Below are 23,589 nucleotides of genomic sequence, written 5' to 3' on the forward strand. Positions count from 1 at the left end.
TAGTTTTAAAAGTAATTCCTTATAACTAATCAGTCACTCCTAATTGCGAAAATAAACCTATATCTAACCCTTAATCATTATTGTAAATGCAAATTGTTACTATTAAGATCCTCAACCCCAATACAAGTACAACCAAGGAGCGAATATGTCACAATTACAATCGGCGCAGCTCAGCCCTGTCGAAAATAAAGCAATATTTGAGCAAAACGGGTTACCTCCTCAATTCAATATCGATCAGTTTATTAACTACCAAATAGCGTCGTTGCAGGGGCTTTCGGCTGTACAACAAGCTATGGCTAAAGCGCAAAAGCCGTTTTCTGGCGTGTCTGTTAATACGCTAGCCGCCACTGTAAATGATGTAGATTTAGCCAAACCTCTTGCTGATTTTCCTGCAGTATTAAACGAGCTTAAAAGTGTGTATTTAGATCACGCTGTTTATTTTCATCATCCGCGTTATATGGCGCATTTAAATTGCCCCGTTACGTACCCTGCGGTTGTAGCAGAGCATATTATTGGCGCAATCAATACCTCGGTAGACACCTGGGATCAAAGCGCTGGCGCGACCCTTATTGAACAAAAATTAATTGATTGGAGCTGTGAAAAAGCAAAATTACCTAGCACTGCCGATGGTGTTTTTACCAGTGGTGGTACGCAATCGAACTTAATGGCCATGCTTGTTGCACGCGAAGTCGCAGTGAGCCGCTATGCACCTAATCATGAAGTAAAACTGCAAGGCTTGCCTGAAGTAGCCTCACGTTTTCGTATTTATTGCTCTGAGGTTGCGCATTTTAGTATTCAAAAGGCAGCGGCATTACTGGGCCTTGGCTATAACGCGGTAGTGCCCGTGGCTACAAACAATAAAATGCAAATGGATATGGACGCACTTAACCACGCAATTGCGGATTCTAAAGCCAAGGGCGATTTACCTATCGCTGTGGTAATTACCGCAGGTACAACCGATTTTGGCTCAATTGACCCTGTTGAAGACATAGCAACACTTGCTAAAAAAGAGCAGCTTTGGTGCCATGTTGACGGCGCATACGGCGGTGGTTTATTGGTAAGCGAGCATCACCGAAGTGCCCTAAACGGCATAGAACAAGTAGATTCAATTACCATTGATTACCATAAATCGTTTATGCAACCGGTTAGCTGCAGTGCTTTTTTATTAAGTGACAAACGCCACTTTAGCCATATTACCCTTTACGCCGACTATCTAAACCCGCTTGCTGAGGCCGGCAATGGTACGCCAAATTTAGTTGATAAAAGCTTACAGACCACACGCCGTTTTGATGCCTTAAAACTGTGGTTAACACTGCGCACCATGGGTGAAGCGCCACTTGGGCGAGCGTTTGATAAAGTAATTGGCCTTGCGCGTCAAACCCATATTGTGCTTAACGACCACCCTGATTTTGAAGTTATAAATTACCCAGAGCTCAGCGCGCTGGTATTTCGCTTTGCGCCAGAGGAGCTGAAACATAACCCCGATTTACTCGACACCCTAAACCTGCACGTACGCCAAACATTCTTAAATACTGGTGAAGCCATGATTGCGCGCACCAAAATTAACGGCCGTCATTACCTTAAATTTACGTTACTTAATGCCCAGTGCCAATTGAGCGATGTGCGCGCCGTGCTTGAACAAATTAGTGCTATAGCGTGGCAAACGTACAAGGAGCAAAAATAATGAGTAACCAACCTTATGACTTTATAGCCATTGGCCTTGGCCCGTTTAATTTGTCGTTAGCGTGTTTAAGTGAGCCACTGGAGGACGTGAAAAGCTTATTTTTAGAGCAGCGTAGCCAATTTGATTGGCACCCTGGCATGATGCTAGAAGGTGTTACTTTACAAACGCCGTTTATGTCTGACTTGGTGACCCTTGCAGACCCTACCAGCAAGTACAGTTTTTTAAATTATGCCAAGCTTAATAATCGCTTATACCCTTTTTATATTCGCGAGAGCTTTTTTTTACTGCGTAAAGAATACAACCTCTATTGCCAGTGGGTGTGCTCGCAGCTTAGCAACGTAAGCTTCGAGCAAAGTGTAACAAAGGTTGAGTTTTGCCAGCAAAGTGAGTGCTATACCGTTACCTGTAAAACCCCAAATGGGGAGCAACACTATGTTACGCGCCACTTAGTGCTTGGCACCGGCCCTGCCCCATATATTCCTGATTGCGCAGTGCAAAGTAATTCAAATAACGTACTGCACAGTAGTGATTTTTGCCACCGCCTTGATGAGCTAAAAGCGGCTAAACGCGTTACGGTTGTAGGAGCTGGGCAAAGTGCGGCTGAAATTTATCGCACCTTATTACAACAAGCTGTGCCACAAGGTTTACAACTAGATTGGATTGCGCGATCGCCGCGTTATTTTCCGCTGGAATACACTAAACTCACCCTTGAGATGACCTCACCTGAGTATGTTGATTACTTTTATAATTTAAAAACCGAGCAACGAGATTGGCTTAATCAAAATCAAAAAAACTTATTTAAAGGCATTAATGGCGATTTAATTAATGACATTTTTGACACCCTTTACTCGCAAAGCCTAGATGGGCCCATTTCTACCACATTTAAAACTAACAGCAAGCTTACTAATACACGTAAAAGTGCTGGTCGCTTAGTCACTGAGTTTTATCATCAAGAGCTAAATGAAGCCTTTGAAATAAAAACCGATTACTTAATTTGTGCCACAGGCTTTAAATACAAGCGCCCTGCTTTTTTAAACCCCATTGCACAGCAACTACCAGAAGATGAACAAGGCCGCTATTTAGTTAGCCGCGAGTATGCAATAGATACCGACCAAAAACGTATATTTGTACAAAATGCAGAGCAGCACACCCATGGTTTTGTAACCCCCGATTTAGGCATGGCGTGTTATCGCAACAGTATAATTTTGCGCGAAATACTCGGTTATGCGCCGTATCAGGTTGAACAAAAAATTGCTTTTCAGTGTTTTGATTTAAGCGATGTAGAAACCCATTCACAGCAAAAGAGTAACGCCGCATGAGTTTACGTTTAACGCTTATTTTGCTTACGGTTATTTCGGTCGTGTGCGACACCTTATTACTGCCGTTTTATCCGCAATTTTTTGCCAGCGAATTTTCTGTAAGTAACCCCACACTTATTGGCGTGTTTGTAGCTAACTGTTGTATTACCGTTATGCTCGCGTTGCCCCTGTGGGCAAAGGTTGCCAAAAAATACCACGAGCTGGCTCTTTGGCTTGTAACGCAAGTTATTGCCGCCTGCTTTGGTTTACTTTGTTATTTTGCAACTAACGTGTGGGAATTTTGGTTTTATTATCAGCTTATGTTGGTGCTTAAAGCCAGTTACCTGCTTATTTACCCGTTTGCACTGCGTTTAGAGCAGCAAAGTAAGCATCTTTCTATTATTGGCTTGTTTTCGGTACTTATGCACTTTGGTGCTATTGGCGGCGCGTTAGTGGGAGGGTACTTTTTTAGTATAAATGCACCGCGTTATGCATTGTTATTAAGTGCTGCGGGCGATGTTATACAAGTGCTGCTGTGCGCCTATTTAATGGTGAGCTTAAAGTTAGGTATTTATCAGCAAGCGATTGAAAGCGAAAAACCACGTACTCGTACACCGTATTTTATTTGGCAATTTTGCTTTATAAGCGTGGTTGTTTACTCTAGTGCGTTTTTAATTAGGCCGTTTTTTACTACCCATTGGCAAGGAATGAGCGCACAAAGCAGTGCATTCCAAAGTGCGCTTGTGTACGCCATTCCTGCTTTTGCAGCCCTACTTATGCTGTTGTTTAACCACTTTCGGCAGCACTTACCTTTTCCTACGCTTAGCCGCACCAGTACGTTTTCGTGCGCGCTTATTTTTGGCGCTATTGGGCTTTATTTACAGGCGCAAGAGTCGGTGTGGTTAGTTGTCAGCTCTCGCGTTTTATACGGTATAGCGCTGTTTCAAGTCATGGTTTTATTAGAAGTGATGCTATTTGCTAAAAGCGAGCCTGCTCACTACGGCAGTGATTTTGCCAAAGTGCATGTTGCGCAAAATATTGGCGTTATTTTAGCGTCGTTATTAGTGGGTATGAGTGTGGAATATTTTAATACCACCGTGCCTTTTTACTTTGCTGCCATTGGCTTTGCAAGCCTTGGCGCTATTTTGCTATGGCGCGTTAAATTTGTTGGTCAAGCTGCACACACAGCCACTTAATAATTAAAAAGATTTAGGAGTTTTTATGTATTTTTCATCTTTTGTAACCACGTTACAACACACAGGTAATGTGACTATGCGGTTACTACAGCAAAGCGATATGCCCATAATTTGCCAGTGGCTTACACTACCTTACGCCCATTTTTGGGGTATGAGTAAACAAACCCCCGAGCAAATGTGCAGCGCCTACCAAGATATACTTAACAACCCGCACCATAATGCGTATGTTATTGAGCAAAATAATGAGCTACTTGCCTTAGTTGAGCTTTACAGCCCAAAGCACGACAAGCTACTCGCAGCCGCCTATGAGGTACTGCCAAACGATACCGGCATGCATATTTTACTTGCCCCAAATACACAGCCTAAACGCCATTTTAGTTTTGAAATAATGCAGTGCGTATTGCACAGTATTTTTACTCATAATGCCGATGCACGCGTAGTAGTAGAGCCCGATATTGCCAATAGTAAAATTCATGCCTTAAATAAGCGTTTAGGCTTTGTGCATACTAAGCAAATAACCCTTGGTGATAAAAACGCCTACCTTGGATTTTGTAATAAAGCTGCGTTTGAAACGCACGTTAATTTACATCACAAAGCGCAAACGCCAATAAACACCGACTATATAAAGTTTGACCACTGGCAAGGGGCAAACAGGCACTTACAAAGTAAAGCCATTAGCGAACTGGTACACGAGCGCTTATTGGTTGCAGAGCAAACCCCACAAGGTTTTAAAGTAAATATTGAAGGAGGTTATTTTATATTTAATGGCCGTGCTATGGCGCTTAATCATATAGATATAGACGAGCCAAGCTTATGCTTTTATAACCTTAATAATGAGCAAGCAGCGCTTGATGTACTGCACTTTTTTAGCGTGCAAGGCCCTGCGCTGGGTTTAACTGGCGAGCGTTTAGCCACTTACCTTGAAGAGCTTAACGCCACACTTGCGAGTGCCTGTTATAAACGCGAAAACAACACTCTTAGCGCAGCCGAACTAGCGCAATTAGGGCTACAACAAATAGAGGCCGCAATGAGCGAAGGCCACCCTGCGTTTGTGGCTAATAATGGCCGTATTGGTTTTAGCAAAACCGACTTTTTACACTATGCGCCAGAGGTGGGTAAACCGTTTAAAGTATTGTGGTTAGCGGCGCATAAAACAGTATGTGATTTTGCTTATAGTCAATACTTTAGTGATTACCCAAGCCATATTAGTGGTGAGCTTGATTTAACTACCCGTGATGCGTTTAACAAAGCGCTAAAAACGCAAAACCTAAACCCCGACGACTACCTATTTATGCCTGCCCACCCGTGGCAATACCAACATAAATTAAGTGTGGTGTTTGCCAACGAGTTTGCCAATAACCGCTTAGTGTATTTAGGTGAAGGCGACGATTTATATCAAGCGCAGCAATCTATTCGTACGTTATATAACTGCTCACACCCGCATAAGCCGTATTTAAAAGTGGCGCTGTCTATTTTAAATATGGGTTTTATGCGCGGGCTTTCGCGCGCTTATATGGCGGTAACCCCGGCTATAAATGATTGGGTATTTAATAAAGTAAACTACGACCCCACGCTTAGTGCGTGCAATTTTACGGCACTAAGAGAGTACGCCACCTTAGGGTATGCGCATCATACCTTTGAGCAAAGCGCATTGGGCGATACACCGTATCGTAAAATGTTTGCCTGTTTATGGCGCGAGAACCCAAACCATAACTTACAAAATAATGAGCAGCTCACCACCATGGCCGCACTACTGCACCTAGATAACAACGGTAAAAGTATGGCAGGTGCATTAATAGATCAAAGTGGTTTAAGCACACATGCTTGGCTGCAACACTATTTTAACGCCTATCTTATCCCGTTAGTGCATTGTTTTTATGCCCATAAATTAGTGTTTATGCCGCACGGCGAAAATCTCATTTTAAAGCTTAAAAACTCAGTGCCTGTTGGCGCTTACATGAAAGACATAGGCGAAGAAGTAGCGCTGCTTAATAGCACTGAACCTTTACCTGATGAGGTTTCGCGCATTCATATTACTATGCCAAAAGAGCTTGAATTACTGAGCATATTTACCGATGTATTTGACTGCTTTTTTAGATACCTAGTGGCTATTTTAGTAAGAGAAGAGCGCATTACCGAGCACGACTTTTGGCACGGCGTTGCGCAAAGTGTTAAAGCGTATCAACAGGCTAACCCTGCCTTAAATGCGCGTTTTAAAGAGTATGATTTTTTTGGTGATGAATTTGCACACTCTTGCTTAAACCGCTTGCAGCTTGGCAATAATAAACAAATGGTTGATTTAACCAACCCAGCAGGCAGTTTACAGTTTGCCGGAAGTTTAAATAACCCAGTATCGGCAAAGCTGTATGGCTAAGCCTGTAACCCTTGCGCACTTTTTATTTTGCCCAAGTGAGCCAGCTACTGCGGCTCAACCAAGCTTACATTTAGTGCGCACATTAGCGATTCATTGCAAGGCGCACTACCCACATGCGCCTGGGCAATTTATTAGTCGGCATTTATATTTGCAGCTTTGTTGGCAAACTATGTATGCCTATTGTTATTGGCATACTTCTAAACAAAATGCACATAACCCCACGCAATTACAGCTTAAAATTAATGGCGCTTATAGCCGAGGGTTTAACCTCAGCGGTGCGCCTATATTAAGTAAAACTGAGCAAAACAATGCACTTATTGAGTTTATTAGCTGTGTAGGAAAGTGGATAAATACCGATTATGCGCTGGGTAAAAAAGAGCAAGGACGCTTATTAATCGACACCCTTAACAGCGCATTTGAGCGCGCCCATAGCTTACATTTAGCAAGCGCTGATCACACTACACATTGCCATCAGCAGCTACACAATTTAATCAGCAATCACTTTAATTTAAACACCCCATTTAAATTAACGGCCGGTCGCTTAACGTGCTGTCGTTATTATTTAGCTGGTTACAGCAAATGCCAAACCTGCCCTAAAAAGGATATTAAAACCAATGAACACACGTCTTAAAACGATAGACCTTGCCCGAGGTGCGAGCGTTTTTATTATGATTTTGGTACACACCCTATGGATGTACTCGAGCACAACGCTTCAAAGTGAGAGCCTATTTGGTGCTGTTATTCATATACTTGGCAAAGGCACCGCCTCGTTTTTGGTGGCAATGGGGCTGTCTATGGCGCTTTCGCGCAGGCAAACCCCCATGTTATTAATTAAGCGTGGTATACAGCTTTTACTCCTTGCGTATTTAATGAATGCGGCAAAATTTTGGCTACCCATTGAGGTATTTAATACCATGCCATAGGCATTTATAAATGCCTATGGCTGGCAAAGCCCGCTCAGTGCTGGGCAGTTACAATTTATGGTGTTAACTGGTGATATTTTACAACTTGCTGGGGTGAGCTTAGTGCTGTTTGGCGCGCTTAATATTGCCCGCTGGAAAACCACATGGATTGCATGTTTAGCCGTGGCTATTGCACTTGTAAGCCAGTTTGTTAGGGGGCAGCAGTTTGCGCTTTCGCCTTATATTAGCGATTTGTTTTTTGCTAATAACTACCAAGTTTATTTTCCGGTATTTCCATGGGTAAGCGCTATATTAACCGGCTACGTGCTTGGGCGTGTATATATAAATAGCCAGCGTAATGCAGCGTATTTATTTAATGTGTGTGCAAAGTTAGGGGCCGCATTATTAGTGATTGGTTCAGTGTGGTTATTTATTGATTTTAAAGGCCAGTTTGGTAACTTTTTTCACTTAAATGGCGGCGGTATTCTTTATTTAGTTGGTTTAAATTTATGTGCATTAGCCTTAATAGAATATGCCATTGCCAATAAATTTAATGGCCCTATTACACGCGCTCTTTTATATGCGAGCAAACATGTAACGGCCCTTTACATTATTCAATGGGTGCTAATTTGCTGGCTTATGGGCGTGTTTGGTTATCATACACAGTCGCTTTGGCCAACGTTGTGCTTAATGGTACTTATGAGCTTATTAACCTTTGCAGTGCACAAAGTGTATTTGCAAGCTAAGCAAACCATACTCACTATTAAGCAAAAGCCTAAGCGTACAGCATAAATTAAACTCGCTGGCTATTACTGGTAAAGTAATAGCCAGCCATAAAAAACGAACATAAAAAATGAGCAATATACACATGGGCTAAGAGTATATAAAATCTACTTATAACGTGGAGCATACAAAAGGAGTCTATTAAGTAGGTAATGAGTGCAGTCGTGCTTTGCATTTACCACGTTATTTATAAGCAAGATTGTGTATTAGTCAGTTATTTTGTTTTTTTGGAGTTTAGTTTGAAAGTAGAGCAGCCTGTATTAGGCAAAACTGGCACGTTAATTTTTTTGTTATTTTAGGGCGTGTTGATCTTTGCGGATTGAGATTTGTTCAATCTAGGGGCGATTAAATCGCGGCGCGAGGTTTGTAACCTAGTGGGCTAAGTAAAAACCGAGTAACAAAGAGTTTATCGCCCCTAGGCAGAACCCGAAGGGCAGCGCATGTTTGGCATTTATGCTGCGTTATCGCCTATTTATGGGGAATAACCACACTTCATAGGCTCCGCCTTGCCTAAAAACCAAACATACTGCTGCAAATTCAACCATCAAAGTTCAACACGCCCTAGTGCATTTCCCCCTTTAACTACCGATTTATATCTTCCTGCTTTACCTACTATGGTAGAGAAACTAAATACTAACCAAGCCATGGTTAACTTAACACTTAGCGTATACTTTGCAGCCTACGCCATAGGACTATTGTTTTGGGGCCCATTAAGTGAAAAATTTGGCCGTAAATCTATTTTGCTTATGGGTCTTGGAATATACGTAATAGGCAGTGTGCTTTGTGCGTTATCTAATTTTGTAGAAATGCTTATAGGCGCGCGTTTATTACAAGCCTTTGGCGGAAGTGCAGTAACGGTTGTAGCCACGGCAATAGTAAAAGATTTGTACGATGGCCGCGAGCGAGAAAAAATTATCGCCACTATTATGTCGCTGGTTATTATTGCCCCTATGGTGGCGCCTGTGCTGGGCGCATTGCTACTAAAAATTGCTAATTGGCATATGATGTTTGCTGCTTTAGCTGTGTTTGGCTCGGTGGCTATGTTATTTACCTTTTTTTACCGCGAAACCTTGCATACACGCTACGCCGGTTCTGTTTTTCAGTCGTGGGGGCGATTAGCTGTAGTAGTTAAAAACCCGCCATTTTTATCGCTATTGGCTGTTTTTACTATTGTGCCTATGGCGTTAATGTCGTTTTTAGCGGCGGGCTCTTATGTATATATCAACGGTTTTGGTTTGTCTGAACAAACTTTTAGTTACGCCTTTGCAGCGAATGCTGTGTGCGCCTCGTTTGGGCCAACAATTTATATGCGGCTTTCTAAACGTGTATCGGTAAAAAAAATAATTACTGCGAGTTTTTTAACCCTAACAGCATGCGGTATAAGTACCATTTTTATAGGCGGTTTATCGCCTTGGGTATTTGGTGCATTAGCAGCAATAGCCACCCTAACCGTTATTATTACCCGCGTGCCCGGTACTAATTTAATGTTAGAACAACAAACAACGGACACGGGCTCTGCTGTGGCCGTTATTCAGTTTTGCTCTATGATTGCAGGCGCAATAGGCATGGCGCTTGTATCGCTTAATGCACAAACATTAATTAAAAACTTAGGTGTTATTCAGCTAAGTATTGGCCTTATAGCGCTTAATTTATGGTTGGTATTTAAAAATAAGGCGTATGTAAGCGCCTATATGTCTAAGGTTTAAACACGCTAAAACCCAAAAAGGCAGTGCAGTAAATTAAAGCTGGCTGTACTGCCTTTTTAAAAACTATTTCCCCGCTTTTATTGCCTCAATTACCGTGTGCATGCGCTTTGCCATTGGCCTGTTACGATGATGACACACATAAATATTTTCGCTGATTGGATTAGCTAAATGGTGCGTTTTTATAAGCGCTGGTTTATTAAATGCGCCCACCGCATAGGCAGGTAAAACAGTAAAACCTAGCCCTAAACTTACCGGCTCGAGTATTAAACTTATTTGGTTAGAAAACCCCGTGCGCTTAATTTGATCAACATGTTCAAACTCACTGTAGTTTTCGCTAAGTAATAGCTGCGCATGGTGTTTTGCATCGGGGTGGCCAATAAAGCCAAGCTCACATAAAACCTCCCATGTTGGGTTTTTAATATGTGCGGGAGTTACTAATAATAAAGCTTCTTGACCAATTTTGTGGCTGGTAACTTCGCTAAGCGTGGGGGCTTGGGTTAAAAAGCCTATGTCGGCACTGTGGTTTGCTACAGCTTGCTCTACACTGGTATTAGGTGCAAAGCGATAATCAATATTAAGCTCGGTATGCTCAGCCTGTAATGCTAATAATTGGCTATAAAATTGTAGCCCACAACTGCCTGGCGATTGTATTTTTACTAGGCCGCTGTAGGGCGAGTCATCTTTTAATTGTTGTTCTAAAAATTGCCATTCTTTTAATAACAAACTGCCTTGCTGATACAAATTTTGCCCATGCACGGTAAGGGTAAATTGTTTGCCGTGGCGCTCTAATAGCGCGCAGTTTACTTGCTGCTCTAGCTTTTTAATATGCTGACTTACGCCCGATTGGGTCATAAATAAGCGCTCGGCGGTTTGGGTAAAATGATTTACCTCAACCAAGGTACAAAACGTGTTTAACCATGTCGGGTTTATCATTACAAAACGTACTCAAAATGATGATTAATGATAATTTTACTTAATAAGCACGGGTTCGTAAACTAACTCCATCAACTAATCACAGTTAAAGAGGAAGCATTATGAGTCATACATATCCACGTAGTTTTTCGCACATTGGTATTTCAGTACCTGATGTTGAAAAAGCCGTAGAGTTTTACACTAAGGTGATGGGCTGGTACACCATAATGGAGCCTACCGTGATCACTGAAGATAACAGCCCCATTGGCGAAATGTGTACCGATGTATTTGGTCCAAATTGGGAAAAATTTAAAATAGCGCACCTTTCAACAGGCGACCGTATTGGTGTAGAAATTTTTGAATTTAAAGACCAAGAAAACCCTAAAGACAACTTTGAATACTGGAAAACCGGTATCTTCCATTTCTGTGTACAAGACCCAGATGTGGAAGGCTTAGCGGAGCGTATTGTTGCTGCAGGTGGTAAAAAACGTATGCCAGAGCCACGTTACTACTACCCTGGCGAAAAGCCGTACCGCATGATCTACATGGAAGACCCGTTTGGTAACATCCTTGAGATTTACAGCCACAGCTACGAGCTTATTTACAGCGCAGGCGCTTACTAAACGTAGCTAATTTAAAAAAGCTTAGCTAAAAACAAAGGCCGCAGTATTTATTTACTGCGGCCTTTTTGTTTTAAATAGACTTGTAGATTATTAATTTGGCTAATATTGGGTGTATAAAAATCAATATCTTCATTTGATTGATTATAGGTACATACACTGATAGCTTACTAATTGCACAAAGTTGTTCTAAAGGAAAAACATGAATCTGTCACTGGAAGACATCACCGCCGATAACTATGAAGCCATATGCGATTTAGAGGTTGCTAAAACGCAAGAAGAATACGTAGCGTGTAATATGTGGTCGTTAGTTGAGGCGCACTACAATAGCGGGTATACCTGTAAAGCGATTTACCTAAATGCTCTGCCAGTTGGCTTTTTTATGTGGGTACAAGAAACCCCTAAAAAGGTTTCTATTTGGCGCTTTATGGTAGATCAAACTTATACCAACTCCAATAAATAGCTGATCTATTTTACTTGCTAAAACAACCCATTTCTTTGTTTTAAATTTCGTAAAGGGAACAACCATTTACATCAATTTACGCCTAGAACTGAATTGTTTTTTCGGCGTAAAATTTAGAACACATACTTAATGGAGTTGGTATTATCAAAATAAAGGCATTGGGCGCAAAGCACTGGCTATGGCAATTGAAGAGATTAAAACGATTTCTAAGCTTGAACAAATCGAGATTTGTTATAACCCGCAAAACCCAATAGCTAAAGATTTTTATTCAAGTTTTGGGTTTGAGGAAGTTGGCCTCGATGAGGACGAAGACGATATGTTAGCGGTAATTAAAATTAGCCGTTAACTCATTTATAAGTAAGCCGCTAATTTTAGAGAGTAATAATAGTTGTAAGGAAATACTGTGATCATAAGGCCATTTGTAGAGAACGACTTTTTAGCCGTTCAAAATATTTATCAGCAAGGCATTGATACCGGCAACGCGACCTTTCAAACTAAAGCTAAAAATTGGGAACAATGGAATAGTTCTATGCTCAACTGTTGCCGTCTTGTTGCAGTTGAGGATGAAAAGGTGCTTGGCTGGGCCGGGTTATCTGCGGTTTCTAGCCGTGAGGTTTACTCGGGCGTTGCCGAGGTAAGTGTATATGTTGCAAACCAAGCCCAAGGTAAAGGCTTGGGGCACGCATTACTTTGTGCACTCATTAAAGAATCAGAAAAAAACGGTATATGGATGCTACAAGCCAGTATATTCCCTGAAAACATAAGCAGCATTACACTACATACTCGTAATGGTTTTAGGCAAGTTGGAAACCGAGAAAAATTAGGCCAACTGCATGGCGTATGGCGCAATGTAACTTTAATGGAAAGGCGCAGCGCCGTTGTAGGCCTCTAAACCTTCAAATAGCATAATAAATACAATGTGCGTTCATTATTATGCTTTTAAATCGCATTTATTATTCAAATTATTTAAGAATAACTCACAACCTCAGAATGTATATTGCTCACCTTCCCTACTCTTTTCTCAAAAACCATAAATTAATTATTTTAAATTTCAGCTCCTAGCTGCGTTGTTTTTTTACTTTATAACCTATTGCTTTAATTTAAAAAATAAAAACAAAGTCGCTTCAAATTAATTTATGAGTGCGGCTTTTTGAGTGTTAATCTTACTTATTTGTGGAATGAGTGTTCTATAAGTTGTTGACACTCGCGATTCTTGAGTGTAAATTTCGGATCAATCGATCCACAAGTGTTATGGGTAATGTGTTTTAAGTTGATATTTTTAAGAGTTTGTTCCTCTTATTTTAAATAGCATCTTTTTAAAACACGTTTATAGCTCTGATATTTATTATGCGTAGTTTGCATATATAAATAACCTGTTAGGCGAAATATAGGTGTGTCACTGTGGGTCGATTTTTACTTTTAACTAGGAGCCAAAAATGACTAACCAAGTAATTAAATTAAATGATGAAAACTTCGAATCGCTAAACAAAAAAGACGCCAAATTAGTTGTAAGACTATGGGCTGAGTGGTGTGCTCCATGCCAAATGATGTCGCCTATTTACGAGCAAGTAGCCGATAACCTCGCTGATGAAAATATTATTATGGGTGAGCTTAATATTGATGATTTTCCATCAGTTGCAGGCAAATTAGCGGTAAGAAGTATTCCTACTGTTGTTGTATTTAAAAACGGTAAAGAAATAAATCGCTCTGTAGGTATGATGCCTGCGCCAGAGCTACAAGCGCTAATTTTAAAAGATTAGTACGCCAAAGAGGTGATAAATGAGCACACATCGAAAGTTGATAATTTTGGGTTCAGGGCCTGCTGGTTACACTGCCGCTATTTATGCAGCTAGAGCAAACCTTGAACCATTACTAATTACTGGCCTTGAAGTGGGTGGGCAACTCACAACAACAACTGATGTTGAAAATTGGCCAGGATACCCAACGGGTATTCAGGGGCCACAACTGATGAGACAGTTTAAAGAACATGCCGAAAACTTTGATACCGAAATAGTGCATGACTACATCACACATGTTGACCTGCAGCAAAGGCCATTTGTACTTAAAGGGCAGCAAACTTACACAGCTGATGCGTTAATTATTTCTACGGGCGCATCGGTAAAGTACCTTGGCCTACCAAGCGAAACCGAGTTTAAAGGTAAGGGTGTATCGGCGTGTGCAACCTGCGATGGCTTTTTTTATAAAAACCAAAGCGTAGCTGTGGTTGGCGGTGGTAATACCGCAGTTGAAGAGGCTTTATATTTAGCTAATATTGCCTCGCACGTTACGCTTATTCACCGTCGTGATTCACTCAGTGCCGAAAAGGTTTTACAACAGCGCCTATTTGATAAAGTAGCGGAAGGTAAAGTAACCATTAAGTGGAATAACCAGGTTGATGAAATAGTGGGTGACGCTAACGGCGTTACAGGAATTACTATTAAATCAACGTTACCGGAGCACAATAGAGAAACACTGAGCGTTAATGGCGTGTTTATTGCCATTGGGCATCAGCCTAATACACATATTTTTAAAGATCAGCTTGATATGCGCGATGGCTACATTAATGTGTATTCTGGGTTTGAAAATGGTGAAACATTAACTAATATTCCCGGCGTATTTGCCGCAGGTGATGTAAGCGATAACCATTATAGGCAGGCAATTACATCTGCAGGTTCTGGGTGTAAAGCAGCATTAGATGTAGAGCAATACTTTACTCGCTTAGGTGCTTAGCACAGCAACTGTATTTAAAACTTATGATATGATCAGCACAATGCCCGACAATACTTAGTATTTCGGGCTTGAGTGTTTTAACTAACAATACACTTATTTAAAATTTACTTACTTGAGGTAATTTATATGGCCCGAACCGGACGCCCACGCCAGTTTAACCGTGAAGATGCAATAAAAAGTGCAATGGATTTATTTTGGCAAAAAGGCTACGAATCCACTTCTTTAGCTGAGCTACGCAAAGTGTTAGGCAATATTTCATCTGCGAGTTTTTACGCAGCATTTGGCTCAAAGCAAGCTCTATACAGTGAATGTTTAGCACTTTATACCAGCACCTGTGGAGAGACCTTTTCGGAGCTAGAAAACGAGTCGGTTCCTGCAAAAGCAGCGATTAAAAACATGGTGTTTAAAACCATTCATATGCAAACCTCAACTAAGCAACCTTCTGGCTGCATGATTGTTTTATCTGGCTTAAACTGCGGCGACGAAAATAAAGAAGTTGAGCAAATGGCACTGTCGGTACGTAACGACATTCGTAAAGCGCTTGTAAAATGCATAGAGCGCGGAACAGCCCAGCAAGAGTGGCAACAAGAAATGCCCGTAGAGCAATTTATGCTAATTTTAGATACCTTTATTAATGGCCTTTCTATTCAATCAAGAGACGGCATTGCACGGGAAAAGCTTTTAGAAGCCTGTGAGTTATTTTTAGATAGGTGGTAATAAGTAGATTGCTTTAAGCGCATAGAAAAAACAGATTTAACGTAACTAAATTAAATTTATATATAAAAAAACAAGGCGCACTTTTAATAAAAAGTGCGCCTTGTTGGTTTTAGCTACGGTATTTAATATTAAACCGTTTTAGCGGGTAACTTAGTGGCTGTTACTGCTAAATAAGTAAGTCCAATAATACCTGTTAGTGCACAGGCCGATAAAATAAATGGGTCAACTAACAGGTTATCTTTAAATTCAAAGGTGCCTGCTGATATTTTTTTCCAGCCCATAAAGTGCTGATTAGCAGCCACTGTAGCGCCAAAAAAACCAATTACTAAAGCGAAATATTTGCCTATCCAGTGTGTAACCGCAGGCGTTATTAATAATAAGCCTAACAGGCCTATTACTGAGCGCTGCACTCTACAATAGGGGCAGGCATACACTATGCCTAATAAGTCTGTGCTCCACGCAGCTATTGAAATAACAATAGCTAATAAGCCCACTATTTTTATATGCGTAGAATAGGTGCTTAAATTTAAAATGTTCATGTACTGCTTTCCTACTTAAAATTATGCTAAAACCAGTGCGGTTAAAAACATGCCTAAGCCAAATATGGTGTGCCCTACAAAGCTTTTTATGCGCGTAACGGTGGGGTTAGGTGTTTTTGCACCGGCCATACCCGCCCCCATGCCTGGCATCATAATAAAAAAGGGGGCAACTATGCCAAACCATGAAACAAGTAATGTAGGTAGTATGGTTGGCAAATCAAGCCACTGCGTGTTTACACACACCATTAATATTAACCCGTACGCTATGCCAATTAGGTAATGTACAACCCAACCAATGGCAAGCTCACCCGGTATTTTTTCGGCCTTAGGTAGTGCAGGCTGATAAAATTGCCCCGACTTCATATGACCTACCCAGCGTCCGACTAATCGCCAATTTGTGGCGGGTAAATCAAAAAACTTAGCGAGTAACCCCGCGTAAATATCTAACACTAGTGTGCCCCCTATACCTATTAATATAAAAGTATAGATAGAGTCGCTAAACATAGGCTGTATCTCCTGGTAATACGTTAAATGCTAGGTGTTTTGCTGGTGTGTATACATAGCACAACAGCAAAGTGCATAGACTTGAGTATGTAATGTGATAATATTACCAAAACACCGTTATGAACACTAATGGTAAAAACTAGTTTTGGAATGAATATAAATCATAATGCTTGAACGTAATCATCTACACATTATTAAAGAGGTTAATCGCCTTAAAAGCGTGACCGCCGCGGCCGAGAGTTTAAACTTAAGCCAGTCGGCTGTGAGCCATACTATTGCTAAATTAGAGCGCCGATTTGGCGTAAAACTGTGGCACCGTAAAGGCAATACGCTGGTGTATTCTCAGGCGGGGCTTTATTTACTTTCACTTGCAGACAAAATGGTCACCGAGTTTGAGCACGCCGAGCGCGTACTGCAAGAGTTTGCCCAAGGCCGGCGAGGAATCATGCGCATAGGCATGGAGTGTCACCCGTGTGAGCAATGGTTAATGGGCAAAATTCAGCAATTTTTAAAAGCATGGCCAGAGGTAGACGTAGAAATAAAAAGTGCCTTTAGATTTGATGGTATAGCAGCGCTAAAAGCCAACGAAATAGATGTGCTAATAACCCCCGACCCCGTCAATACAGAGGGCTTAAACTTTAGGTCTGTGTTTAACTACAATTTATGTATTGTCGTGAGCGAGCAAAACCCGTTATACAACAAAGCGTTTGTTACAGCGCAAGACCTCGAAGACCAAATACTTTATACCGTGCCTGTAGGCTACAACCGCTTAGATGTATATACCCGATTTTTAGACCCCGCTAACGTGCAACCCAGACGCAGAGTACCCATAGAAAGCACCGAAATGATGCTGCAATTAGTGTCTGCCAATCGGGGGGTAGCAGCATTACCCGAGTGGCTGGTATCTTCGCACGAAAGCCGTTTAGGCATAAAAGGCATTCGCATAGGTAATAAAGGGCTGCAAAAAAGCGTGAATGTAGGCGTGCGCGATGACGACTTACAGCTTGATTATGTAAAAGGGTTTATAGAGTCAACCCGCTCAAATGTGTAAATGGCTTTGCTGTTAAATGTAAGGCGGTGAAGAGAATTAATAATTTGGGGGATTAACTTGAGCTGTTAGGTATATGCCAGTGTAGGTCGGATAAGCGAAGCGCCATCCGACACAGTAAAATACTTTGCCAATTATTACAGTATTTAATGTTGTTGAGTAGCTAGAGAGTGCCATTTTCAGAGGATCAGGAGCATGTTGTAGGCCGCCAAGGTTTGATCCTTTAGACCTATATGATTAACCCTTAACTCCTATTAAAAAGGATAATGCGTAAAAATATCGTCTATCATGGCACTAACCTTATTTTTGTCTTTATTAATTTTAGCAAAAGTACGTAAACCTGTTATTTGAATTTGTACATGGGTAGCAAGATCTTCAGCATTTTTATTTTTATCCACCTCACCTAATGTCTGTGCTTCTTCAATTAATTTGACCAATGCTGAGGATATATTAACTAGATGTGCTTTCGTTACATCAATTAAATCTTGATTCTCATCTGTTAATTCTGAAATAGTTTTTGACAGCATACAAATGCCATTTGGAGCACTATTTTGTGACTCTACTATTATTAACTTCATAAAGGCTTTTAGTGCATGAAGTGGCGAATCATGTTCGTCTTTACATTGCTGTAATAGTGACAGGCTCATATCAGCATAGTTAGCTAAGGCTTCCTTAAATAAACCATCTTTATTACCAAATGCTGAGTATATGCTACCGGGGCGAAGGTCTACCGCGTCTTGCAAGTTTCGCATTGATGTTGCATGAAAGCCTTTCTTCCAATAAAGATTGGTTGCCTTATCTATCACTTCTTGGCGATCAAATGTTGTGGTCTTTGCCATAACTTCACCTAAAAACATTAAATGAACAGTCGTTCAATTATAGTTATATTTTATCTTTAGGTAAAGTTAAACTCAGCAGAGGTGACTTCTAATAAAGCAAAAATATTTCAAGACAAATATCCATTTAAATACAATAGATTATATTTACATATTTAAAATAATTGAACGATCGCTCAAATATAGCTTGAACGATCGTTCAGGTGTGTATATAGTTCACTCCATCAACTAAGGGGCTTCAAGATTTATTCCCTTTTTATATAGGGACAACCCCTAAACAACCTATGTCATTGGAGATTAAAAATGAGCAAATTTACATTACACACAGTAGAAACAGCACCAGAAAAAAGCAAAGCAATTTTAGAGGGCGCTAAAAAGCAAATGGGTGTTGTTCCTGGCTTATATGCAGCAATGGCTGAATCACCAGAAATATTAAAAGCTTATACACAGCTACATCAGTTATTTACAGCAACATCATTCAACGCAGAAGAATTAACTGTAGTGTGGCAAACAATTAACGTTGAGCATGAGTGTCATTATTGTGTGCCAGCTCATACTGGTATTGCACACTCAATGAAAGTTGATGCCGCTTTAACTGAGGCGTTACGTAACCAAGAAGCGATGCCAACAGAGAAACTACAAGCGCTTCAAGATTTCACGCTAGCTATCGTACGCCAACGCGGCAACGTAACACCTGAACAAGTCGATGCTTTCTTTGCCGCAGGTTACGCGCAGCAACAAGTATTAGAAATCATTCTTGGGTTATCACAAAAAGTGATCAGCAACTATGTAAACCACATTGCTGAAACACCAGTAGATTCAATGTTTAATAAATTTGAATGGACTAAAAAGTAACGAGTTATAACTGCACAGTTATAGTAAATACTGTATTACAGCCTAATCAATTTTCCGTTGCGATAAAACTTTAGCAATCGCAACGGATACTAAACCAAAGGAATATCAAATGAGTTTTATCATTAAAGACAAAGTAGCTTTCGTTACCGGCGCAAATCGTGGCATAGGTAAAGCCATTGTTGAGTCACTTCTGCAACACGGTGCCAAAAAAGTATATCTTGGTGTGCGCAATCCTGAGTCAACTAAAGCATTAGAAAAGCAATACGGTGAAAAAGTAGCAACTATCCAGACGGATATTTCAAGCACCGACTCAGTTAACAAAGCGGCAGCTGAGGCTACTGATGTCGATCTTGTAGTTAACAACGCAGGTATAATGCTGTCGACTACACCTTTAGCAGAGAATATTTTTGAGTCTTTAGCTAGGGAAATAGACGTTAATGTTTATGGTTTAGTGCGTATCGCTAACGCCTTTGCAAAAGCGCTTGAACGTAATAAAGGTGCGTTAGTCCAACTGAATTCTGTGGTATCGATGAAAAACTTTCTTCAGGAAACCACTTACTCGGCATCTAAAGCTGCATCCTACTCAATCACACAAGGATTGAAAGACGCATTTGCCGAAAAAGGCGTTCAGGTACTTAGTGTTCACCCAGGCCCAATTGAAACAGATATGGGAAAAAGAGCTGGCTTTGATAACTTAGCAAGTGCTGAGTCTGTCTCTGAAGGCATTATAGACTCTCTTGAAAAAGGCGACTTTTTACTCTTCCCAGACGATATGGCTAAGATGATTGAAGGTGCTTACCAAAGCTACGCAGACAATATTATCTTGAAAGATTTTTCATAGTAAATCTTGAGCTAATAGCTAAGGGTTATACGGCTATCTACTCTCAAGCACTGTTATTTTTTTTTGTCGTTATAGCAGAGAAAGATAGAAGAAAATGGACCATGGCAAGCTTTGGTATTATTTCTGTATTAGGACTTAGCTATTTACTTTCTATTCAGTAAGCTGAATTTTAATGACACCTTGGAGCAAGCATGAAAAAAATTCCGCGTAAGTATCAATATCCACTTACTGTTTCTATGGTGTCATCTTCAATGTTGCTAGGAACGTCTGGGGTGATGGCCTATAAAACCCTGCCTGATGAGGCTTCGTTTATCAGTGCATGGATTAACTCTATTGAGCAAATTATCCCTTTTGCAATAATGCTATTATTAGTTGTCGCACCAACGATTAAACTCCTTGTGACGAAAATATTGTTAGAGCCAGAAGCAAAATGAGAAGTTGTACTGACTTTAAGCGCTTATTTTTATCAACGTCATCAATACTATAATAGCCAATAGCGGTCTATTAGACTTATCTTTTTAATGTATTTAGCACTTAATCTGTTCTAGCAAAACTAACTCACTATGGATTTAAATAAGTCTGATGGTTTATCCATTTTTTGAATTATTTTTTCTCTAAATGCGACCACCCTACTAGCAATCAACTGACGATCACTCCATACAATATAAGCTTTGCCTTTCGGGCACTCTACATCGGGCAATACCCTCTGTAGCACTGCGTCTTTTTCAAATTCTAACACTTCTTTCGGTATCAAGCCTATCCCTATGCCCGCTTTAACTGCATTAATCATTAAACGGAGGCTATTTATTGAATACTTAGCCATTACAGGTAGCTTTGTAGTTACACCTTGGTACTTAAATTCCCAAAAAGGTATAGTATTTCCTGCAAGTAAATTATGTTCAAGTAATGACTCTATATTATTGGGAATACCTTGAGCTTTAAGGTATTTGGGTGATGCAGCTAAGACTAGCTCAGTTTGAAATAAGGGTTTTTGAATTAATGTAGGTATATTGCTCGGTGTAGTAACAATCGCGAGATCAATACGTTCATCAATATAGTTTTCAGTGTCAGAAGAGAAACTAATGTGGATTTTAACACCGGGATGTTCTGTCATAAATTCGATTGCTAGATTCTGAAGAAAATAATCAGCGAAAGGCTCTGGACACGATACATAAATCTCACCCGTTAATGTTGCCTGTGTATTAGAAAGGTTGAGCCATTGTTCATCAACTTGTTTGAAAATAGGAGCAAAGCGTCGGTAATATTCTTCACCTGCATTAGTGAGTTGGAATTTTTTGGCATGTCGATGAATGAGTTTCTCACCTACTTTTTCTTCTAACTGACTCACAGCCCTAGAAAGCGTCGGGGCAGAGGCTGTAGCTAAAAGACTAGCCGGGGCGTAACCACCACACTCTACTGACAGGCAAAACCAATATAAATTGCCGAGCTCTTTTGCATCCATAATATCTAATCATTCAAATATGAATTTATAAATTTCAATAATAGCTATTTTTGAAATAAGGGCAAGGCTTTAAAATATGCCCTCTAAATTATTCAAGGTGTGACCAATATGAAAAAATTCCCTCAAAAATTTAAATATCCGCTAATAGCCTCAATGGTTTTACCTTCAATGCTTTTGGGCATGACGGCTATTATGGCCAGGAAAATGGTGTCTGACGATGTCTCATTTATGAGTGCATGGTCATACTCTATAGGAGAAGTTATTCCTTCTGCACTATTGCTTTTAGCTGTAGTTGCACCAACAGTTCGGCTTTTTGTTAGCAAAGTATTATTAGAATCTGAAGAGAAATAATTCACCATAAAATATAGGAAAAATGAAATGGGGAAACAATTATTACTAGAAGTATCACTAATATCGAGTGTATTCGTTATTGTCGGGTTAATGTGGCTGGCGTTACGCCATTCAGCGATGAACCCTTCGGCCATCATGCAAAAGCTATTAACCGGCTTGTTAGCTATTTTTTTAATTATGGCTGGCACAGTAAAGTTCTTTGAGCCGTTCAATACTATGTTTACTAAACAAATAGCTTTGAGTGGACTGCCATTACCCGAGATAGCTAGGTGGGCTGGTCAATTAGGTGAAATTTCAGCAGGTTTAGGGTTTTTGATTGTGCTTACTTTATCCAAGGTTCTAACAAAAAATATAATAAGAAAAGTATTTTATTGCTCATCACTATTAGCGCTATCTATTATGTTTGTCGCAGTGTATGTTCACATGATTCCAGAGGTAACTGCTGAGTTTTTACCATTACAATCAAAGCCTCCAATTCTAACATTAATTGTTATGTTGCTAATTGGGCTGAATGTGTGGATATTTAGGAAGTTTAAAAACGAATAAGTTAATCTGTTTAAATCACTATAATGATGGCTGTTTCTTGAACGCTCATAACCGCCCATCAGCTGCCGTTATGAGCTATCCATTAAAGCACTAAGCTCAAACCTCAGCCTCTACACATCATGCTTTAACCTTTTTTAAATAATGCTCAACACCTATATTTGCCGCATCAACCGCACCGGCAACGTAGCCCGGAAATTGCACTGACCATTCACTGCCAATACCGACTAAATTTTGATGCCATGGGCCATTTTGCGCGGTTATGTAAGGTGCTGGGGTATGCGTATTAGCCGCATGTGTATCTAAATGTGTTGCGGTGAGTGGGTCTTGTGCCCAGTCTTTAATAATATCGGCTTTGGGTGTAGCGGCTTGTGTGCCAAAAAGCCTGACTAATTGCGCTCTGCAATGGGTGATTAAATCTTCATTACTAATGCGTTTTCGATCATCGGCGGGTATACCAATAAAACCAAATAATGCCGCTTGGCCTTGTGGATTTGATGCATCGTGTATTTCTGCCATTGGCCCAACACTGCTGCGGGCGCTGCCCGAGAGCGTTCGCTTACGCCAAAATGGCGTATCGTACACTGCAATATACTTAGCGTGGGGTGCCATCCAGGTTGCGGTATTTTGCCACTGCGTTACTAAATCGCTTGGCAATGCGGGGGTAAATGTTATTTGGCTTGCGGCTAAGCGTGGTGGTAGCGCAAGCATTACGTGCTCAACGTTTACTTTATGATCGGTTGTCTTTGAGGTGCTAAAGTTAACTTCAATATTACCGTGTTGGTGGGTAATTGTTTTAACCAAAGCGCCGGTCACTATGTGTTTGTTGCTAAGCTTTGCATGTAAGGCATTAATAAGGGTGCCCATGCCACCTTTTAACCGCATAGACGTAGGCGCATGCGTATAACCGGGTATTGCTGTGGGCGGTTGTGTATGTGAGCGCTCTACTAACGTATTGCCTTGCTCGTACTGGGCAAATGTTTCTAGGTTTAGGGTTTTAATAATGGCATTTAATTGCGGCTGAAACTCTGGCCAAAACCATGTTGGGCCAAGATCAAAGCTATTTGTTGTCGCTTGCGACAGGCTTGTAAAGTCCATAATACGGCCACCTAATTGGTCTCTGGCTTCAAGCAATATGTAATCGGTAATGCCGCATTGCTCTAACTGGTAAGCTGCATACACGCCGCTTAGCCCACCGCCTATAATCGCAATTTTTGTACGCATT

23 protein-coding genes and 3 pseudogenes are annotated in these 23,589 nt (G+C 40.7%); 20 read left to right on the forward strand and 6 right to left on the reverse strand.

Annotation, left to right across the window (positions count from 1 at the left end):
• The first annotated feature begins 145 nt into the window (after positions 1-145).
• From OIZ54_RS05630 to OIZ54_RS05660, 7 genes and pseudogenes are all read left to right on the forward strand, one after another.
• On the forward strand, positions 146-1,684 hold the full coding sequence (locus OIZ54_RS05630) for a pyridoxal phosphate-dependent decarboxylase family protein (RefSeq protein ID WP_264389946.1): 1,539 nt from the start codon (positions 146-148) through the stop codon (positions 1,682-1,684).
• Complete coding sequence (locus OIZ54_RS05635; protein ID WP_264389947.1) at positions 1,684-3,003, forward strand: lysine N(6)-hydroxylase/L-ornithine N(5)-oxygenase family protein; 1,320 nt, start codon at positions 1,684-1,686, stop codon at positions 3,001-3,003. Before OIZ54_RS05630 ends, OIZ54_RS05635 begins: the two co-directional genes overlap by 1 nt.
• Complete coding sequence (locus OIZ54_RS05640) at positions 3,000-4,178, forward strand: MFS transporter (RefSeq protein WP_264389948.1); 1,179 nt, start codon at positions 3,000-3,002, stop codon at positions 4,176-4,178. Before OIZ54_RS05635 ends, OIZ54_RS05640 begins: the two co-directional genes overlap by 4 nt.
• 25 nt (positions 4,179-4,203) lie before the next feature.
• Positions 4,204-6,552, forward strand: a complete 2,349-nt coding sequence (locus tag OIZ54_RS05645; protein ID WP_264389949.1) for a GNAT family N-acetyltransferase — start codon at positions 4,204-4,206, stop codon at positions 6,550-6,552.
• A complete protein-coding gene (locus OIZ54_RS05650) occupies positions 6,545-7,183 on the forward strand; it encodes a hypothetical protein (protein WP_264389950.1) in 639 nt (212 codons plus the stop codon). The genes OIZ54_RS05645 and OIZ54_RS05650 overlap by 8 nt, the downstream gene beginning before the upstream one ends.
• 37 nt (positions 7,184-7,220) lie before the next feature.
• Positions 7,221-8,246: pseudogene (locus OIZ54_RS05655) on the forward strand (heparan-alpha-glucosaminide N-acetyltransferase domain-containing protein).
• A gap of 497 nt (positions 8,247-8,743) precedes the next feature.
• Entirely contained in the window at positions 8,744-9,943 is a 1,200-nt protein-coding gene (locus tag OIZ54_RS05660) for a multidrug effflux MFS transporter (RefSeq protein WP_264389951.1), read from the forward strand.
• A 63-nt stretch (positions 9,944-10,006) separates the two neighbouring features.
• On the opposite strand, the gene OIZ54_RS05665 is transcribed toward OIZ54_RS05660, so the two are convergent.
• Positions 10,007-10,876 carry a LysR family transcriptional regulator gene (locus OIZ54_RS05665; protein ID WP_054982006.1) on the reverse strand — a complete coding sequence of 290 codons (870 nt, stop codon included), beginning with the start codon at positions 10,874-10,876 and terminating at the stop codon, positions 10,007-10,009.
• Positions 10,877-10,977: 101 nt separating this feature from the next.
• On the opposite strand from OIZ54_RS05665, the gene OIZ54_RS05670 reads away from it, so the two are divergent.
• The 7 genes and pseudogenes from OIZ54_RS05670 (at position 10,978) to OIZ54_RS05700 (ending at position 15,385) form a co-directional block, all read left to right on the forward strand.
• Positions 10,978-11,478, forward strand: a complete 501-nt coding sequence (locus OIZ54_RS05670; RefSeq protein WP_054982007.1) for a lactoylglutathione lyase family protein — start codon at positions 10,978-10,980, stop codon at positions 11,476-11,478.
• Between the two features lie 199 nt (positions 11,479-11,677).
• Positions 11,678-11,926: pseudogene (locus tag OIZ54_RS05675) on the forward strand (GNAT family N-acetyltransferase); the annotation flags it as partial.
• A 154-nt stretch (positions 11,927-12,080) separates the two neighbouring features.
• Positions 12,081-12,284: pseudogene (locus OIZ54_RS05680) on the forward strand (GNAT family N-acetyltransferase); the annotation flags it as partial.
• Between the two features lie 57 nt (positions 12,285-12,341).
• Positions 12,342-12,830, forward strand: a complete 489-nt coding sequence (locus OIZ54_RS05685; RefSeq protein ID WP_264389952.1) for a GNAT family N-acetyltransferase — start codon at positions 12,342-12,344, stop codon at positions 12,828-12,830.
• 544 nt (positions 12,831-13,374) lie between these two features.
• Positions 13,375-13,698, forward strand: coding sequence for a thioredoxin family protein (locus OIZ54_RS05690; protein WP_064385909.1), 324 nt, complete (start codon positions 13,375-13,377; stop codon positions 13,696-13,698).
• A 19-nt stretch (positions 13,699-13,717) separates the two neighbouring features.
• Positions 13,718-14,668 carry a thioredoxin-disulfide reductase gene (trxB, locus tag OIZ54_RS05695; RefSeq protein WP_264389953.1) on the forward strand — a complete coding sequence of 317 codons (951 nt, stop codon included), beginning with the start codon at positions 13,718-13,720 and terminating at the stop codon, positions 14,666-14,668.
• A gap of 126 nt (positions 14,669-14,794) precedes the next feature.
• Positions 14,795-15,385 (forward strand): TetR/AcrR family transcriptional regulator, encoded by a 591-nt coding sequence (locus OIZ54_RS05700; protein ID WP_054982011.1) that lies wholly within the window; start codon positions 14,795-14,797, stop codon positions 15,383-15,385.
• A 128-nt stretch (positions 15,386-15,513) separates the two neighbouring features.
• Here the strand turns inward: OIZ54_RS05700 and OIZ54_RS05705 are convergent, their stop codons facing one another.
• Together OIZ54_RS05705 and OIZ54_RS05710 are read right to left on the reverse strand one after the other, a co-directional pair.
• The gene (locus tag OIZ54_RS05705) at positions 15,514-15,924 is read right to left on the reverse strand and encodes a disulfide bond formation protein B (RefSeq protein WP_248443637.1); all 411 of its coding nucleotides are present in this window, start codon (positions 15,922-15,924) and stop codon (positions 15,514-15,516) included.
• 21 nt (positions 15,925-15,945) lie between these two features.
• The gene (locus OIZ54_RS05710) at positions 15,946-16,428 is read right to left on the reverse strand and encodes a DUF2938 domain-containing protein (protein WP_054982013.1); all 483 of its coding nucleotides are present in this window, start codon (positions 16,426-16,428) and stop codon (positions 15,946-15,948) included.
• 166 nt (positions 16,429-16,594) lie between these two features.
• Between OIZ54_RS05710 and OIZ54_RS05715 the strand changes: the two genes are divergently transcribed.
• Positions 16,595-17,479 carry a LysR family transcriptional regulator gene (locus OIZ54_RS05715; protein ID WP_264389954.1) on the forward strand — a complete coding sequence of 295 codons (885 nt, stop codon included), beginning with the start codon at positions 16,595-16,597 and terminating at the stop codon, positions 17,477-17,479.
• A 251-nt stretch (positions 17,480-17,730) separates the two neighbouring features.
• Here the strand turns inward: OIZ54_RS05715 and OIZ54_RS05720 are convergent, their stop codons facing one another.
• Complete coding sequence (locus OIZ54_RS05720; protein ID WP_054982015.1) at positions 17,731-18,315, reverse strand: TetR/AcrR family transcriptional regulator; 585 nt, start codon at positions 18,313-18,315, stop codon at positions 17,731-17,733.
• Between the two features lie 300 nt (positions 18,316-18,615).
• Here OIZ54_RS05720 and OIZ54_RS05725 point away from each other — a divergent pair, with 300 nt between their 5' ends.
• The 3 genes from OIZ54_RS05725 (at position 18,616) to OIZ54_RS05735 (ending at position 20,442) form a co-directional block, all read left to right on the forward strand.
• Positions 18,616-19,167, forward strand: a complete 552-nt coding sequence (locus OIZ54_RS05725) for a carboxymuconolactone decarboxylase family protein (protein ID WP_054982016.1) — start codon at positions 18,616-18,618, stop codon at positions 19,165-19,167.
• Positions 19,168-19,276: 109 nt separating this feature from the next.
• Positions 19,277-20,008, forward strand: a complete 732-nt coding sequence (locus tag OIZ54_RS05730; protein WP_054982017.1) for an SDR family oxidoreductase — start codon at positions 19,277-19,279, stop codon at positions 20,006-20,008.
• Positions 20,009-20,199: 191 nt separating this feature from the next.
• Positions 20,200-20,442, forward strand: a complete 243-nt coding sequence (locus tag OIZ54_RS05735; RefSeq protein ID WP_054982018.1) for a hypothetical protein — start codon at positions 20,200-20,202, stop codon at positions 20,440-20,442.
• Positions 20,443-20,561: 119 nt separating this feature from the next.
• Here OIZ54_RS05735 and OIZ54_RS05740 read toward each other — a convergent pair whose 3' ends face one another.
• Entirely contained in the window at positions 20,562-21,470 is a 909-nt protein-coding gene (locus tag OIZ54_RS05740) for a LysR family transcriptional regulator (protein ID WP_054982019.1), read from the reverse strand.
• A gap of 108 nt (positions 21,471-21,578) precedes the next feature.
• On the opposite strand from OIZ54_RS05740, the gene OIZ54_RS05745 reads away from it, so the two are divergent.
• The gene (locus OIZ54_RS05745; RefSeq protein ID WP_054982020.1) at positions 21,579-21,821 is read left to right on the forward strand and encodes a hypothetical protein; all 243 of its coding nucleotides are present in this window, start codon (positions 21,579-21,581) and stop codon (positions 21,819-21,821) included.
• Positions 21,822-21,848: 27 nt separating this feature from the next.
• On the forward strand, positions 21,849-22,367 hold the full coding sequence (locus OIZ54_RS05750; RefSeq protein WP_054982021.1) for a hypothetical protein: 519 nt from the start codon (positions 21,849-21,851) through the stop codon (positions 22,365-22,367).
• Between the two features lie 117 nt (positions 22,368-22,484).
• Here OIZ54_RS05750 and OIZ54_RS05755 read toward each other — a convergent pair whose 3' ends face one another.
• Positions 22,485-23,588, reverse strand: a complete 1,104-nt coding sequence (locus OIZ54_RS05755) for a flavin monoamine oxidase family protein (protein WP_055254279.1) — start codon at positions 23,586-23,588, stop codon at positions 22,485-22,487.
• Between the last annotated feature and the right edge of the window lies 1 nt (position 23,589).

This window comes from Pseudoalteromonas sp. A3 (genome assembly GCF_025942345.1).
Classification (GTDB): domain Bacteria; phylum Pseudomonadota; class Gammaproteobacteria; order Enterobacterales; family Alteromonadaceae; genus Pseudoalteromonas; species Pseudoalteromonas atlantica.

Coding starts and splice junctions, on each gene's coding strand:
- OIZ54_RS05630 (WP_264389946.1), top strand. CDS start 146: ATGTCACAATTACAATCGGCGCAGCTCAGCCCTGTCGAAAATAAAGCA.
- OIZ54_RS05635 (WP_264389947.1), top strand. CDS start 1,684: ATGAGTAACCAACCTTATGACTTTATAGCCATTGGCCTTGGCCCGTTT.
- OIZ54_RS05640 (WP_264389948.1), top strand. CDS start 3,000: ATGAGTTTACGTTTAACGCTTATTTTGCTTACGGTTATTTCGGTCGTG.
- OIZ54_RS05645 (WP_264389949.1), top strand. CDS start 4,204: ATGTATTTTTCATCTTTTGTAACCACGTTACAACACACAGGTAATGTG.
- OIZ54_RS05650 (WP_264389950.1), top strand. CDS start 6,545: ATGGCTAAGCCTGTAACCCTTGCGCACTTTTTATTTTGCCCAAGTGAG.
- OIZ54_RS05665 (WP_054982006.1), bottom strand. CDS start 10,876: ATGATAAACCCGACATGGTTAAACACGTTTTGTACCTTGGTTGAGGTA.
- OIZ54_RS05670 (WP_054982007.1), top strand. CDS start 10,978: ATGAGTCATACATATCCACGTAGTTTTTCGCACATTGGTATTTCAGTA.
- OIZ54_RS05690 (WP_064385909.1), top strand. CDS start 13,375: ATGACTAACCAAGTAATTAAATTAAATGATGAAAACTTCGAATCGCTA.
- trxB (WP_264389953.1), top strand. CDS start 13,718: ATGAGCACACATCGAAAGTTGATAATTTTGGGTTCAGGGCCTGCTGGT.
- OIZ54_RS05700 (WP_054982011.1), top strand. CDS start 14,795: ATGGCCCGAACCGGACGCCCACGCCAGTTTAACCGTGAAGATGCAATA.
- OIZ54_RS05705 (WP_248443637.1), bottom strand. CDS start 15,924: ATGAACATTTTAAATTTAAGCACCTATTCTACGCATATAAAAATAGTG.
- OIZ54_RS05710 (WP_054982013.1), bottom strand. CDS start 16,428: ATGTTTAGCGACTCTATCTATACTTTTATATTAATAGGTATAGGGGGC.
- OIZ54_RS05715 (WP_264389954.1), top strand. CDS start 16,595: ATGCTTGAACGTAATCATCTACACATTATTAAAGAGGTTAATCGCCTT.
- OIZ54_RS05720 (WP_054982015.1), bottom strand. CDS start 18,315: ATGGCAAAGACCACAACATTTGATCGCCAAGAAGTGATAGATAAGGCA.
- OIZ54_RS05725 (WP_054982016.1), top strand. CDS start 18,616: ATGAGCAAATTTACATTACACACAGTAGAAACAGCACCAGAAAAAAGC.
- OIZ54_RS05730 (WP_054982017.1), top strand. CDS start 19,277: ATGAGTTTTATCATTAAAGACAAAGTAGCTTTCGTTACCGGCGCAAAT.
- OIZ54_RS05735 (WP_054982018.1), top strand. CDS start 20,200: ATGAAAAAAATTCCGCGTAAGTATCAATATCCACTTACTGTTTCTATG.
- OIZ54_RS05740 (WP_054982019.1), bottom strand. CDS start 21,470: ATGGATGCAAAAGAGCTCGGCAATTTATATTGGTTTTGCCTGTCAGTA.
- OIZ54_RS05745 (WP_054982020.1), top strand. CDS start 21,579: ATGAAAAAATTCCCTCAAAAATTTAAATATCCGCTAATAGCCTCAATG.
- OIZ54_RS05750 (WP_054982021.1), top strand. CDS start 21,849: ATGGGGAAACAATTATTACTAGAAGTATCACTAATATCGAGTGTATTC.
- OIZ54_RS05755 (WP_055254279.1), bottom strand. CDS start 23,588: ATGCGTACAAAAATTGCGATTATAGGCGGTGGGCTAAGCGGCGTGTAT.